Source organism: Devosia sp. ZW T5_3, assembly GCF_044987315.1.
GTDB lineage: Bacteria > Pseudomonadota > Alphaproteobacteria > Rhizobiales > Devosiaceae > Devosia.
Genome location: NZ_JBJDRE010000005.1, coordinates 46,908 through 60,542 on the forward strand (window position 1 = coordinate 46,908; position 13,635 = coordinate 60,542).

15 protein-coding genes are annotated in these 13,635 nt (G+C 61.8%); 6 read left to right on the forward strand and 9 right to left on the reverse strand.

What is annotated here, in order from left to right; all coding sequences use genetic code 11:
• Positions 1 to 19: 19 nt before the first annotated feature.
• Together ACI3KW_RS07715 and ACI3KW_RS07720 are read right to left on the reverse strand one after the other, a co-directional pair.
• Positions 20 to 1,690 carry a TadG family pilus assembly protein gene (locus ACI3KW_RS07715; RefSeq protein ID WP_404847588.1) on the reverse strand — a complete coding sequence of 557 codons (1,671 nt, stop codon included), beginning with the start codon at positions 1,688 to 1,690 and terminating at the stop codon, positions 20 to 22.
• Complete coding sequence (locus tag ACI3KW_RS07720; RefSeq protein ID WP_113121026.1) at positions 1,687 to 2,115, reverse strand: TadE/TadG family type IV pilus assembly protein; 429 nt, start codon at positions 2,113 to 2,115, stop codon at positions 1,687 to 1,689. Before ACI3KW_RS07720 ends, ACI3KW_RS07715 begins: the two co-directional genes overlap by 4 nt.
• A 178-nt stretch (positions 2,116 to 2,293) precedes the next feature.
• Here ACI3KW_RS07720 and ACI3KW_RS07725 point away from each other — a divergent pair, with 178 nt between their 5' ends.
• Both ACI3KW_RS07725 and ACI3KW_RS07730 read left to right on the forward strand, forming a co-directional pair.
• On the forward strand, positions 2,294 to 3,049 hold the full coding sequence (locus tag ACI3KW_RS07725; protein WP_404847589.1) for a copper homeostasis protein CutC: 756 nt from the start codon (positions 2,294 to 2,296) through the stop codon (positions 3,047 to 3,049).
• 10 nt (positions 3,050 to 3,059) lie between these two features.
• A complete protein-coding gene (locus tag ACI3KW_RS07730) occupies positions 3,060 to 3,848 on the forward strand; it encodes a siderophore ferric iron reductase (protein WP_404847590.1) in 789 nt (262 codons plus the stop codon).
• On the opposite strand, the gene ACI3KW_RS07735 is transcribed toward ACI3KW_RS07730, so the two are convergent.
• Positions 3,845 to 4,357, reverse strand: coding sequence for an SH3 domain-containing protein (locus tag ACI3KW_RS07735; RefSeq protein WP_113121107.1), 513 nt, complete (start codon positions 4,355 to 4,357; stop codon positions 3,845 to 3,847). The two genes, ACI3KW_RS07730 and ACI3KW_RS07735, sit on opposite strands and share 4 nt — an antisense overlap.
• Before the next feature lie 180 nt (positions 4,358 to 4,537).
• Between ACI3KW_RS07735 and ACI3KW_RS07740 the strand changes: the two genes are divergently transcribed.
• The 4 genes from ACI3KW_RS07740 to truB all read left to right on the forward strand — a co-directional run bounded on the left by ACI3KW_RS07740 (position 4,538) and on the right by truB (position 7,735).
• Positions 4,538 to 5,563, forward strand: a complete 1,026-nt coding sequence (locus ACI3KW_RS07740; RefSeq protein WP_404847591.1) for a 2-hydroxyacid dehydrogenase — start codon at positions 4,538 to 4,540, stop codon at positions 5,561 to 5,563.
• 165 nt (positions 5,564 to 5,728) lie between these two features.
• Positions 5,729 to 6,394 carry a hypothetical protein gene (locus ACI3KW_RS07745; RefSeq protein WP_162740144.1) on the forward strand — a complete coding sequence of 222 codons (666 nt, stop codon included), beginning with the start codon at positions 5,729 to 5,731 and terminating at the stop codon, positions 6,392 to 6,394.
• A gap of 31 nt (positions 6,395 to 6,425) precedes the next feature.
• Positions 6,426 to 6,836, forward strand: a complete 411-nt coding sequence (gene rbfA / locus ACI3KW_RS07750) for a 30S ribosome-binding factor RbfA (RefSeq protein ID WP_035103809.1) — start codon at positions 6,426 to 6,428, stop codon at positions 6,834 to 6,836.
• Positions 6,833 to 7,735 carry a tRNA pseudouridine(55) synthase TruB gene (gene truB, locus ACI3KW_RS07755; protein ID WP_404847592.1) on the forward strand — a complete coding sequence of 301 codons (903 nt, stop codon included), beginning with the start codon at positions 6,833 to 6,835 and terminating at the stop codon, positions 7,733 to 7,735. Before rbfA ends, truB begins: the two co-directional genes overlap by 4 nt.
• Positions 7,736 to 7,780: 45 nt before the next feature.
• On the opposite strand, the gene ACI3KW_RS07760 is transcribed toward truB, so the two are convergent.
• The 6 genes from ACI3KW_RS07760 to hydA all read right to left on the reverse strand — a co-directional run bounded on the left by ACI3KW_RS07760 (position 7,781) and on the right by hydA (position 13,628).
• Positions 7,781 to 8,776, reverse strand: a complete 996-nt coding sequence (locus tag ACI3KW_RS07760; RefSeq protein ID WP_404847593.1) for an ABC transporter substrate-binding protein — start codon at positions 8,774 to 8,776, stop codon at positions 7,781 to 7,783.
• 29 nt (positions 8,777 to 8,805) lie between these two features.
• Positions 8,806 to 9,648 (reverse strand): ABC transporter permease, encoded by an 843-nt coding sequence (locus ACI3KW_RS07765; RefSeq protein ID WP_404847776.1) that lies wholly within the window; start codon positions 9,646 to 9,648, stop codon positions 8,806 to 8,808.
• 245 nt (positions 9,649 to 9,893) lie between these two features.
• Positions 9,894 to 10,790 (reverse strand): ABC transporter permease, encoded by an 897-nt coding sequence (locus tag ACI3KW_RS07770; RefSeq protein WP_404847594.1) that lies wholly within the window; start codon positions 10,788 to 10,790, stop codon positions 9,894 to 9,896.
• Positions 10,787 to 11,311, reverse strand: a complete 525-nt coding sequence (locus ACI3KW_RS07775) for a hypothetical protein (protein WP_404847595.1) — start codon at positions 11,309 to 11,311, stop codon at positions 10,787 to 10,789. Before ACI3KW_RS07775 ends, ACI3KW_RS07770 begins: the two co-directional genes overlap by 4 nt.
• Positions 11,298 to 12,122, reverse strand: coding sequence for an ABC transporter ATP-binding protein (locus ACI3KW_RS07780; protein ID WP_404847596.1), 825 nt, complete (start codon positions 12,120 to 12,122; stop codon positions 11,298 to 11,300). Before ACI3KW_RS07780 ends, ACI3KW_RS07775 begins: the two co-directional genes overlap by 14 nt.
• Before the next feature lie 54 nt (positions 12,123 to 12,176).
• Entirely contained in the window at positions 12,177 to 13,628 is a 1,452-nt protein-coding gene (hydA, locus tag ACI3KW_RS07785) for a dihydropyrimidinase (RefSeq protein ID WP_404847597.1), read from the reverse strand.
• Positions 13,629 to 13,635 lie beyond the last annotated feature (7 nt).

The following is a 13,635-nucleotide window of genomic DNA, read 5'->3' on the forward strand; positions in this document are numbered from 1 at the left end:
TTTAGGAGGCAGTTGTAGCTCAGCCGACCAGCACGGGCTGCGTGCAGCGCACGCCATAGACCTGCACATCAGCCTCGCCGATTGACAGGCCCAAAGTGTCCAGCAGTCCGGCGAGCAGCCCATCGAGCAACCCTGCCAGCGGGCTAAGGGCCAATTTGAGCAGGACGGCTATGCCCGAGATATTGAGCCCTAGTCCGAGTATGGGGACCTGCAGGTTGAGATTGCCCAGCAGGGAGTTGACGAGCGATGTAACCACTGTTGTGACCTTGGCGGTCTTTACCGTGCCGGCGGCAATTTCGGCTGGTGTGAAGCTGAGCGAAATAGGTGTCGTCTGGGCGATCTCCACCACCGATGACGCGAGCACCTGCAGGATGGTGAGCCCGAGTAGCTTGACCTCGACCAGTTTGGCGAGACCTACTGCTGGCGTCGTCCCGAAATTGCCAAAGGTGGAGGTGTTCACCTCTCCGATCATCACGCGCAATGCGCCAGGCCGTACCAGGATTGTGGCTGATCCCGATACATTGTTGCCGGTAGGGCAGGACGCGGTACTGGCAACTGCCTCCGATTGTGCGACCTGCAAGTAAAGTGGGAGATGGATAGGAAGGCCCAGTAGCGCGCCGCTATTGCCCAGCACGCTTACACTCAGCAGCAGACGCACCTGCACCGTGCGCACCACAGTGCCGGTTGGACCAATGGCATACCAGCTGCCGCCCTGTGGCGGTTCCCCAACCGCCAAATCAAGCTCGACACTCAGCAGGCCGGGTATCTTTAGTCCCAAGGGGACGTGTACTTGATGCGTTCCATCACTGATGGCAGCACTCGCCGACAGCAGGTCCAACGCCGAAATCTTGGTGAAAAGACCGTTGGCCGCGCCGGTGCCAATATCGAAGTCACCCAGCCCGCCCAGTTGCAGCAGCTTGCCGATCGGCAAAGTACCATTATGCCCGGCTGTATTGGCCAGCTTGAGCATGGCAGTGCGCTGCACGCCTGTCAGCACATCGGCCAATGCCGCTGCCAATTGTCCGTGATTGGCGGTCTTGGCCAATAGGTCATTATATGTTCCCACGCTAACGCCGAGCTTAAGAGCCAGCTTGTCGAGAAAGCTGAAGACATCGACCTGCGCGCCAACCAAGCCATTATAGTCCAATGCAGTCAGCGAAATCTTGGTGCCGAGCAAAGTGTTCAATACCGCATTCGCGAGGCCGTCTTGTAGGCTCGCCAGCCGCGACCCCACCGAAAAAGCCACCTGTGGAGTGACCGTTGCGGTGGCCGATGCGCCGAGCGTCGGCGGTTCGGCCCAGCCATTGGCAAAATACAGCGTGCCCGGTTTGCTGAACGAAACTCGGACGGCATTGGCCGGAGTAGCATTCGCGACGAAGCGGCTTTCGACCGCGACTGCCGGATTGGGGTTATAATTGCCGGTCACCACCACGAGGCCCGCTTGCGAGCCGGCGCTCATCAGACCGGCATCCATCAGGGCGCTATAGGCAACGCTCTGGGCGGCGGCGGGATTGTTGGCTGCCGCGAGGGCCGCCAGATCCACCCCATTCTGAATGGCCCGCCGTTCGTGGTAAATCCCCGCCGCATCCACCGCAATGGCGGCGACCACGCTGGCCACGACAAAGCCCGCCGCGAACATCACGACCATATTGCCGCGCTGGTCAGCGCAGAACCGTCGCCAAAGTTTCATATACCGCCCCGGCGAATCGTCGAGCTATAGGCGATCACCTGGCTGGGCAGGGGCAGCGGCACATAAAGATTCCAGATCGGCAGGTCCGAAGCGTCGTAGCGCAGGGTGACGCGGTATTGATTGGGATCGGTCGTGCTGTCGCCGATCGTATAGGTCAGCCGTGAGCGCTCGATCAGCATGTAGCTGGCGGCATTGTCGTCGAGAAATTCCCCGACCAGGCGGTTGCGTTCGGTCTGATTGAGCCCGGCAATCGCCGTCCGCGCCGCATCGGCGGACAATTGCTGCAAGGAATGAGCAGCACCGAAATAAATGCCATAGGCCAGCATGCCGGTCAGCAGCAGCAGGAAAACCGGCGTCAGAATGGCGAACTCCACAGCGGAGGTCGCCCGGTCGTCGCGAGCCCACGAGACAAAACGGGACCGCATAATAAGCCTCCCAGCACGTGATTTCTGGCTAAAGCCTGCGCCGCATGTGTTGATGCTTCGTCAATATCCACAGCGCACTATTACCTATGCCCAAAATATAGGCATCAATCCCGGCCCGAAATCTCCTTGCTGCCCAGCGCGTTGGCGGCTACCAATCCATACCAATAGGAGACCAATAATGCCGCGCCACCCGTTCAAGATCGAAATCTGCGTTGAGGGCATTGATGGTCTGGTTGCCGCCCAGCAGGCTGGCGCCGACCGGGTGGAACTCTGCGCCAGCCTGCTCGAAGGCGGATTGACGCCCAGTCTCGGCGTGGTGCGCGAAGCCCTGCGCGTGGGCACCATTCCCTTCCATGTCATTATCCGCCCGCGCGGTGGCGACTTCCTCTATTCCGAACTCGAGTTCGCCAGCATGATCGAAGACGTCAAGGCCATGCGCGATCTGGGCGTGGTCGGCGTGGTCATCGGCTGCCTCACTGCGGGTGGCGAGATCGACGAAGCGCGCACCAAGGCGCTGGTCGATGCCGCCCGGCCGATGAAAGTCACTTGCCACCGCGCCTTCGACATGACGCGCGACTATCGCGCCGCCATTGAGGCCCTCGTCCGGGCCGGTGTTGATCGCGTGTTGACCAGCGGGCAGCGCGATACGGCCGTCGAGGGCATCGATATCCTCAAGGACACCGCCGCCATTGCCGATGGCCGCATCGTGGTCATGGCCTGCGGCGCGCTGGATCAAGGCAATATCGCCCAGGTGCGGCGTGCCACCGGTGTCGATGAAATGCATTTCGCGGCGCTCAAGACGCTCAAGAGCGGCATGGCGTTCCGCAATCCCCATGTCGGCATGGGTGGCACGGCGATCGAGCGTGAATACGAGATCACCGTGACCGACGAGGACGCCGTGCGCGCCACTATTGCGGCGGCGAAAGCTGCCTGACGCTGTCACGGTGACGACCCGCAATTATCTCTTTGCCGCCGACGATGCTTCGAGCCAGACCACGCAGCTTATTGCCACGGCGGCGCGCGTCACCGGCTTCATGAAGGGCGCGCCAGGCGGGCACCGGCCCGGTTGGTACAGGCCGGGCGCCGACAATAGCGCGGTACTGGGCCAGCTCTATCAACACCTGGCCGAAACCTACCCCAAGGCGGGGCCAGCCTTTTGGGCGGTGCGGCTGTGGACGAATTTTTTGTGGCAGCCCGCCTATCTGGCTGTCATCGCGGCCCATATCCACTCCAGCATGCCTGATCTCGGACAACTGTCGCAGCGCGTCCATGGTATCTATGCCGACGGCTACCGCCTGCCGGCCGGTCCGCAACAGGCGGGCACACCAGAGCAGTTGATTGCCATTGCGGCGGGCGCCCTGCGCCCGTTCTGCGCCAGCCTGCTGGAGGAGGTCAATACCCTCGTCAAGCTCAAGCCGCTGCCCGCGCGGCGGCTGCTGGCCGATCGCATGCTCTCTACCATCGCCCGGCTGCCGCAATGGCAGCCCGGCGTCACTGCGGCCATGGCGGAGGATTACGCCCAGCTTTGGTTGGCGGCCTTGGGGCTGACAGGCCAGGGCAGGCTGGACCGGATCGGCGTGGGCGAAGGTCGCGAGGTGGTCATCGTGACGCGCAAGGGTTGTTGCCTGGATTATCTGATCGAGCCCAAAGCCTATTGCGCCTCCTGCCCCAAACAGGGCGAAGCGGCCCGCATTGCCCGCCAGACTGCCAATGCAGTCGCCGAATTGGATTAGTCGAACGACTCGTCCGGATAGACGCCCCAGATTTCTTCCTGGCGCAGATAGCCCGAATAGGAGCGATGTTCATTGCCCGGCTGGGCCGCGCTGACCTCGCACCACTCCCCGTCGCATTCCTTGATCTGCACCCGCAGGCCGGGGCCGAGCTGGGCGCGCACGCCGGACGTGTCGGATTTGTCGCTGCGCAGGGCAATCTCGCTATTGGCCATGATCGGCGTGACATAGCCGGCGCGGGTGCCCGAAAGCAGGTTCTGATGCACCCAGCCCTCATCGCCATCTACATCACGAATCTTCCGCCAGGTGTCGAACTCCTGGATGATCTCGATGGGAATGCCGGACTTGAGATAGGTCCAGGAAACTTCATATTTGGTGCCGGGCCCGACACGCACATTGATCGGCGTGGAGCGCGTGGTGGCAAAACGGGGCAGGGGCAGCCCGCTCGGATTGTCCGCCTGCGCCCAGGCCGGCGTGGCGCATATCATCGCCAGCAGCGCCAGGCACACCATAACAATGCGAAGGACGAGGCTTTGGGAGGATCGGATATGGCGGACGCGCAGGGCGCCAGTGGTCTCGTCAAACATGACTTTGCAGAAGATCTGGATTTGCCCTATCACTACGCCATGATCCTTAATGGTCGCTGAAGGCGTGGTTTTCCACAAGCCCAGTCAGCCGCGCTCCGGAACTTGATGACCAGCTCCAAACCCAAGATTCTCGTCACCCGGCGCCTGCCCGAAACCATCGAGGCGCGCATGGCGACGCTGTTCGAAACCGACGTCAATGACGCTGACGTTACGCTCACCGCCGATGACATTATCGAGGGGCTTGCCGGCAAGGATGTGCTGGTCAGCTCCATCACCGACCGCATCGATGCCGACCTGGTCGCCCGCCTGCCCAAATCGGTGCGATTGATCGCCCAGTTCGGCAATGGCGTGGACAATATCGATGTCGAGGCGGCGCTGGCGGCGGGCTTAACCGTCACCAATACGCCAAGCGTCTTGACCGAAGACACCGCTGACATGGCCATGGTGCTGATGCTGGCTTTGCCGCGCCGGCTGGTCGAGGGCACCCAGATGCTGGTGCGCGATGGGGTCTGGGCCGGCTGGTCGCCCACCTCCATGCTGGGCCACCGGCTACGCGGCAAGGCGCTGGGCATTGTCGGCATGGGCCGTATCGGCACCGCCGTCGCCCAGCGCGCCAAGGCTTTTGGCCTCAATATCCATTATTTCTCCCGCAACCGGCGCCCACCGGCCATCGAAATCCCGCTCGAAGCCACCTATTGGGATGATCTGGACGCCATGCTGGCGGCGGTGGATATCGTGTCGCTGCACACGCCGCACACCCGCGAGACTTTCCACATCCTCTCGGCCGAACGGCTTGCAGCGATGAAGCCGGGCAGTTTCGTGGTCAATGTGTCCCGGCCCGAACTGATCGATGAAACAGCTTTGGTGAGCCAGATCGAGAACGGGCATCTGAGCGGCGCCGCATTGGACGTGTTCGAGAACAAGCATGGCATCGATCCGCGCCTGCTGGCGCTGGCTGAGGACAACAAGGTGGTATTGACCGCCCACATGGCCTCGGCCACGCTCGAAGCCCGTATCGAAATGGGCGAGACCGTCATCGTCAATATCCGCACCTTCATGGATGGGCACCAGCCGCCCCACCGCCTGTTGCCGGAAGGGCCGCGCGGCGTCGGTCGCAGCCAAAGCGCCTGATCGCCTGCTAGAGTGTTGCGCCAACACAGCACCTCGCCACCCTTCGGCACTAGCAATTGCCTTGCCTCTTGCTCTCGAACCCGCTTGCCCCCTAATCGTGGGCAAAGGCGGCGCCCAGCGGGGGCAGGCGCGGCCATCGCGCGCTACGGGTGAGGAGTTGCCCTCTTGTCTTTTACCAAACCACTCTTGCTGGTTGCCGCCGCACTACTGCTGGCCGCACCGGCCTGGGCCCAGGACGCGGGCGAGCCGGCGCTGAGCGCGGCCGATGGCAAGCTGGTGCTTGACGTTCCCGAACAGCGCCTCGCCATGCCCATGCCCGATTGGCTCAATGCCGGCGATGTCGGCGGCAGCGATATCAAGCCATTGGTCGATTTGAGCTACAGTGTCGAGAACGGTCAGGTCAGGCTGGACATTCGGCCCAAGGGCGAAACCGAGGCCGATTGGAAAATCGCCTATGGCGCCCATTTGCAGGAACAGACCAGCGGCACGCTGGTCGGCTTCCGGCGCAGCGTCATGGCCGGCTATGGCCAGAGCTGCCAGCCCAATGCCATGGCCTTCTTCCAGTTCGGCCAGGATGACGGCGACAATCTGGCTCCGCTGGGCTTTGCCTGCGGTGCCTTTTTCGATGGCTTGAGCGGGTTGGCCGGCCGCGGCGAAATTGCCGTGATGAGCTTCCGCAAAAGCGCCAAGGGCGTTGCAGTGTTCTACCAGACGTGGCGCGGCCCGGCCTTCGATCCGTCAAAGCCGGCCACCTGGCCGGTCGCCACCAATGTGGTGGAAGAACGCTCACGCCAGCTGCAGGCCGAAGTCAGCCTGACACTGGCGGATTGACGGGCGCGCGACGAGGGCCTAATGCCTCGCCATGAGCAAAGATAACAAGCCAATTGGCCCCAGCCAGCGCATGCTGCGCGTCGGCGAACTCGTCCGCCACGCGCTGGCGGCGATCTTCGCCCGCGGCGATGTCGAGGACGACGCCCTGCGCGGCTCGGTCATCACCGTGCCCGAAGTGCGTATGACTCCCGATCTCAAGATTGCCAACGCCTATATCATGCCGCTGGGCGGCATGCATGCCGAGGAAATCGTCGCGGCATTGAACCGGCATCGCAAGTTTATCCGTGGCCGCGTCGCGCCGCAGATCAACATGAAATTCGCCCCCGAAATGCGCTTCTACGTCGACGACACGTTCGAGGAAGCCGGCCGCATCGATTCCCTGCTGCGCTCGGACCGCGTGCAGCGCGATTTGGATGGCGACGAGGACGAGAGCCAAGATTGAGTGCCCCCAAGCGCATCAAGCGCGCGATTTCGGGCTGGGTCGTCCTCAACAAGCCCTATGACATGACCTCGACCCAAGCCGTGGGCAAGGTGCGCTGGCTGTTCAGCGCTGCCAAGGCCGGCCATGCCGGCACGCTCGACCCGCTGGCCACCGGCATATTGCCCATCGCTTTGGGCGAGGCCACCAAGGCGGTGCCCCAGGTGCAGGATGGCACCAAGATTTACCGCTTCGCCATTCAATGGGGCAACGCCACCACCACGGACGACGCCGAAGGCAGCGTGGTCGCGACCTCTGATACCAGGCCCGACGAGGCAGCTTTGCTGTCCGTACTGCCAAGCTTCACCGGCACGATCCTGCAGCGCCCGCCGATCTTTTCGGCCCTCAAGATCGATGGCGAACGCGCCTATGATCTGGCGCGGGCCGGCGAAGCGGTGGAATTGGCGCCGCGCGAAATCGACGTGGATGATATAATCCTCGTGTCCCATGGCACCGAGCACTCCGTGCTCGAAGTCACCTGCGGCAAGGGCACTTATGTGCGCTCGCTGGCCCGCGATATTGCCGAGGCGCTGGGCACACGTGGCCATGTTTCGATGCTGCATCGAGCTGCCGTCGGGCCGTTCAACGATGCCGATGCACTGACCATTGAACAACTCGAAGCGCTGGATATCGGCGAGCGCGACGCTCTGCTGAAAAGCGTTTCTGCTGGTTTCACCGATCTGCCGGAAATTCGGCTCGATGCGCAACAGGCCAATGCTGTGCGGCATGGCAATGCGGTGCTGCTGACGGGCGCTGGCTCGCCCGTGTCGCTGGATGAGTGTTGGGTGAGCTTCAAGGGCGAAGTGCTCGCCACCGGCTGGGTCGAGTTCGGCCAGTTCAAATGCCGGCGAGTGTTTAACTAAAAAAGGCGGGGATCGCTCCCCGCCTCCGTTTGTCATATCTAAGTGTTACAGCCCGTCGGTCACCGCATGGGTGAACGCGCCTTCAGGCGCCTTGGTAATGGCCGGATTGTCAGGCGACACGGCCGAGAGCAGCGTATCGACGGTCTGCTGGTAATCGGCCTCGTCGAGCACGCCGGTCGAGCCTTCGGTCAGCTTGTTGATTTCGCTGACCTGATAGATCTGGTCTTCCAGCGTCATGGCGCCGGTCGAGTCATTGTCGACCACGATCTGGGCGGCTTCTTCCGGATTGGCGCGGGCATATTCCCAGCCCTTCATCGAAGCGCGGACGAATTTGGTCATCTTGGCGACAAAGGCGGGATCGGCCAGCTTGTCTTCGAGTGCATAGAGCCCGTCCTCAAGCATGCCCACGCCTTCATCGCGATAGTTGAAGACGGTCAGTTCTTCGGGCGTGAGCCCGGCCTTCAGCACCTGGCCATATTCATTATAGGTCATGGTCGAGATGCAGGCGGCCTGCTTCTGGATCAGTGGATCAACGTTGAAGGCTTGCTTGAGCACTTCGACGCCGTCTGCGCCCCCTTCGGTGGAAAGGCCCAGCTTGGCCATCCAGGCATAGAAGGGATATTCATTGCCGAAGAACCACACGCCCAGCGTCTTGCCAGGGAAGTCGGCAGTGGTTTCCACCCCTGCATCCTTGCGGCAGGTTAGCAGCAGGCCCGATTGCTTGAACGGCTGGGCGATATTGACCAAAGCCACGCCGCGTTCGCGGGCAGCCAGGCCCGCTGCCATCCAGGTGGTGATGACATCGGCGCCACCGCCAGCAATCACTTGCTCGGGGGCAATGTCAGGCCCGCCCGGCTTGATTTCGACGGTCAGGCCCTCTTCGTCATAGAACCCCTTGGCCTGGGCCACGTAATAGCCGGCAAACTGCCCCTGGGTGACCCATTTAAGCTGGAGCGTCACGCTCTCCTGCGCCTGGGCCCCGCCTGCCGCTGCGGCCAGCGCCATTGCGCCTGCCATCGTGCCGATAAGAAGTTTCTTCATAGTCGACTTTCCCCTGAGTTTTGCCCCGCCTATGCACCGCGCACAGACGGATGCCAGAAGGTGACGCCCCGTTCCATCAGGCTAATCACCCCGTAGAAGACCGATCCCGCGACAGCCGCCACCGCGATTTCGGCCCACACCATATCGACATTCATTCTGCCGACTTCGGTTGAGATCCGGAAACCCATTCCCACAATGGGCGTCCCGAAGAATTCCGCTACGATTGCGCCGATCAAGGCCAGAGTCGAGTTGATCTTGAGGGCGTTGAATATGAAGGGCCCCGCAGCGGGAAGACGCAGCTTCATAAGGGTTTGCCAATAGCCGGCAGCATAGGTGCGCATCAGGTCGCGCTCGATGGCGGAAGATGCATTGAGCCCGGCCACGGTGTTCACCAGCATGGGGAAGAAGGTCATGATAACCACGACCGCGGCCTTGGATTGCCAGTCAAAGCCGTACCACATGACCATGATCGGCGCGACGCCGACAATGGGCAGCGCCGAGACGAAATTGCCCAGCGGCAACAGCCCCGATTTGAGAAAGGGCGAACGGTCGATGAGAATGGCGACGATAAAACCCAGCCCACAGCCCAATGCATAGCCGATCAGCACGGCCTTGAAGGTCTGCTGGAAATCGGCCAGCAGCGTCGGCACTGAATTGGTGATGCGCGCCCAGATCATCGATGGCGGCGGCAGGATAACCTGCGGCACATTGCCGGCGCGGGTGATGACTTCCCAGGCGACAAGGATGGTTAGGCCGAAGACGACAGGAATGAGCAGGCCCAGCCCGGCATTGTCGGCATAGCCCGGTGCGATGGCTTTGGAGAGACGTTCGACAAACAGCCAGGCAAACAGCCACGCCGCAATCAGCGCCATCCAGAAGAATGCGGGCGCAGGGGTAAAGACGCCAATGCTGGTGAGCAGGGCGGCCGCCCCGAGCAGGGCAAAGGCGCCATCGGCCCATAGCCCGAGCGGCACGAAAAAGCGGATCAGCGACAGCGTCCCTAAAGCAAGGAACGCCTTGAGCAGCAGCCCGGCTTCAAAGGGCGTCGCAAAGCTCAGGGCCAAAGCCGCGGCACAAAGGCCACCCACGACAAGCGCCAGATAGAATTGCAGCTGGCTCATGCCGGTCGCGCCCCCATGCTCTTGTTGACGAGGCGTTCCACCAGGGCGACGGCCAGTACCAGAATGGCAGCGAGAACGGAGGCAGCGACCAGCGCCGCCCAGATCTGCACGGTCTGGCTGTAATAGGAGCCGGCCAGCAGCCGCGCGCCGAGCCCGGCCACGGCCCCAGTCGGCAATTCGCCTACGATCGCGCCGACAAGACTGGCCGCCACGCCCACCTTGAGTGAAGCAAAAAGGAAGGGCACCGAAGCGGGCCAACGCAGTTTCCAGAAGGTCTGGCTGGGCGAGGCATTATAGGTGTGCATCAGATCAAGCTGGATCGCTTCGGGGCTACGCAGTCCTTTGACCATGCCGACCGCGACCGGGAAAAAGCTGAGATAAGCCGAGATGATGGCCTTGCTGATCAGTCGCGCCGGATCGGTCGGAACGCCCAATGTGCCGGTGAAGATGTTGAAGCCGATGACCACGATCAGCGGCGCCAGCGCCAGGATGGGAATGGTCTGGCTGGCCACGATCCAGGGCATGAGCGAGCGGTTCATCGCCTCATTGTGCACGATCAGCACGGCCAGCAAGATGCCCAGCACTGACCCCATGGCAAAGCCGAGCGCGGTGGCCGAGAAGGTGACCCAGGCATGGAATAACAGGCTGCGCGGCTTGTTGGGCGCGACGAGTACGGTCGAATTCCACAGCTCGCCAAACACCTGATGGGCGGTGGGCAGCACGGGCTTGTCCTGGTTCCAGGTATCGAGCACGAACTGGGTGGCGGGCACATTGGTGATGTCGCCGCGACGGTAGACATCGTTCTGCCATGGGGCGTTCATGCCGATGGCAGCAGCATACCAGATCGCGAGAATCGCCAAAAGGACGATGAGGATGGGGAGCGTGCGCCTCATCGGGCTGATCCCTGTGTAAATGAGACATCCAGATCCACGGAACGACCAGAATGCGCATCCCGCAAAGTTACCGAGAAGCCAGCCTCGCCCGCTGGCTCCTCGTTGCCCATTTCGAATTTCAGCTCCAGCAGGGCTGGATGGAGAATGTTGGGTCCATAAAATGGTCCCTCGTAGCAGACCTGGTCAGCCGCCACTTGCCGGCTACCCTCGGGATTGCGGGTGCTGATGTCGCACATCACCCGCACTGTGCCGTCGCGCGGTTCGGCATTGCTGAAGATGATGGCAAGCGAGCCCTTTTCGCCGGGGACGAAATGCTGCTTGGCATCAAATGATGGCGGCTCGGGGCGCTGGAACATGTCGTACCAGTCCAGATTGTCAGTGACCAACAGCAGGCCGGTGAACGGACCGTCGCTAGCCTTGTCAATGCCTCCGCCGACCGGTTGCGCCGAGGCAACCGCCGTGCAGAGCAGCGCGGCCAGTATGGAAAACCAGACCCGGAAGATGAAGCTACACTTCATCATAGCTGTGCCCCGCACGCAGTCCGTCGCGCACTCTAGCCGCAATCGAGAGGAACTCCGGACTTTCGCGAATATCGAGCGGCCGCTCTCGCGGCAGCGTACTCTCGATCACATCCGTCACCCGGCCAGGGCGCGGCGACATCACCACGATCTTGGTCGAGAGATAAACCGCCTCGGGAATGGAATGGGTGACGAAACAAATCGTCTTCTGCGTCCGCTCCCACAGCTTGAGCAGTTCGGAATTGAGGTGATCGCGCACGATTTCGTCCAGCGCGCCAAACGGCTCGTCCATCAGCAATAGGTCGGCGTCAAAGGCCAGCGCCCTTGCGATGGAGGCGCGCTGCTGCATGCCGCCCGATAGCTGCCAGGGATATTTCTTCTCGAAGCCCGAGAGGTTCACCAGCTCCATGGTGCGCTTGATGCGCTCGGCCTGTTGGGCCTGATTATAGCCCATGATCTCGAGTGGCAGCGCCACGTTCTTCTGGATGGTGCGCCAGGGATAGAGCGCCGGTGCCTGGAACACATAGCCATAGGCCCGGTCCTTGCGGGCATTTTCCGGCGTCTGCCCATTAATGGTCAGCGTGCCCGAAGTGGGCTGTTCAAGATCGGCAATGGTGCGCAAAAACGTGGTCTTGCCACAGCCCGAAGGGCCGATGAAGGAAACGAACTCGCCCTTGGAAATGGAGAGATTGACGTCGCTGAGTGCAACGACGTCCCCGTCATTCGTCTTGAAGGTGAGGCCGAGCCCGGCGGCGGAAACCACCGCCCTGGGCGGAGCCTTGTCGGTGATGGCGGCAGAAGAATCGGTCGTCACGGACAAGGGCAGGCCTTTCTCAACAGGTCGGGAAGTGGTGGGGGAAGCGGATCATCAAACCCCCGTCGCCGGAATGCCGGTGCGTTCCACCTTGCGTGGGGCGACGATGTCTTTCCATTGGCTCAGCGCCCGGTTGACCGGGTTCTTGGCCTCGCGGCCGACGAATTTGCCATGACCCGGCTCGGCCCTGATCTCGTTTTCCACAATGGAAACCTTGCCACGGCTGAGCACATAGCGCGGCAGGCCGGTCAATTCGAAGCCTTCAAAGACATTGTAGTCGATGACCGATTGCTGGGCCTTGGCCGTAATGGTCTTTTTGCGTGCCGGGTCCCAGACGATAAGGTCGGCGTCAGCGCCCACCAGCACGGCGCCCTTTTTGGGGTAGAGGCCCAAAATCTTGGCAATATTGGTCGAGGTGACGGCGACGAATTCGTTCATGGTCAGCCGGCCGGTATTGACCCCCTTGGTCCACAGCACCGGCAGACGATCTTCGAGCCCGCCAGTGCCATTGGGAATCTTGGAGAAATTGCCCACGCCATTGCGCTTCTGCGCGGTGGTGAAGGCGCAGTGATCGGTGGCGACGGCCGAGAGCGAGCCCGATTGCAGACCGGCCCAGAGCGAATCCTGATGATTCTTGTTGCGGAAAGGGGGCGACATGACGCGGCGGGCGGCATGGTCCCAATCGGGATTGAAATATTCGCTCTCGTCCAGCGTCAAATGCTGGATCAGCGGCTCGCCATAAACCCGCATGCCCTTTTGCCGAGCACGGCGAATGGCTTCATGGGCCTGTTCGCACGAGACATGGACCACATAGAGCGGCACGCCGGCCATATCGGCAATCATGATGGCGCGGTTGGTGGCTTCGCCCTCGACTTCCGGCGGGCGGGAATAGGCATGGCCTTCGGGGCCATTATTGCCCGCTTCGAGCAGTTTTTGCGTCATGGCGGCAACCACGTCGCCGTTTTCCGCATGCACCAATGGCAGCGCGCCCAAATCGGCACAGCGCTGGAAGGACGAAAACATCTCATCGTCATTGACCATCAGGCTGCCCTTATAGGCCATGAAATGCTTGAAGCTGGTAATGCCCCGATCGACCACTTCGGCCATTTCGTTGAACACCTGCTCGCCCCACCAGGTGATCGCCATGTGGAAGGAATAGTCGGCACTGGCTTTGCCGGTCTTGTTGTCCCACATTTGCAGGGCCTCAAGCAGGCTCTGATTGGGATTGGGCAGGCAGAAATCGACCACCATCGTGGTGCCGCCGGCCAGACCCGCGCGGGTGCCGGATTCAAAATCATCGGCCGAATAAGTGCCCATGAAGGGCATTTCGAGATGGGTATGCGGATCGATGCCGCCGGGCATGATGTAGCAGCCTGATGCGTCGAGCACTTCATCGCCGGACAGGTTCTGGCCGATCTCGACGATGATATCGCCGTCGATCTTGACGTCGGCCTTGTAGGTCAGGTCGGCGGTGACGACCGTGCCGTTCTTGATGACCTTGCTCATTTCCGTT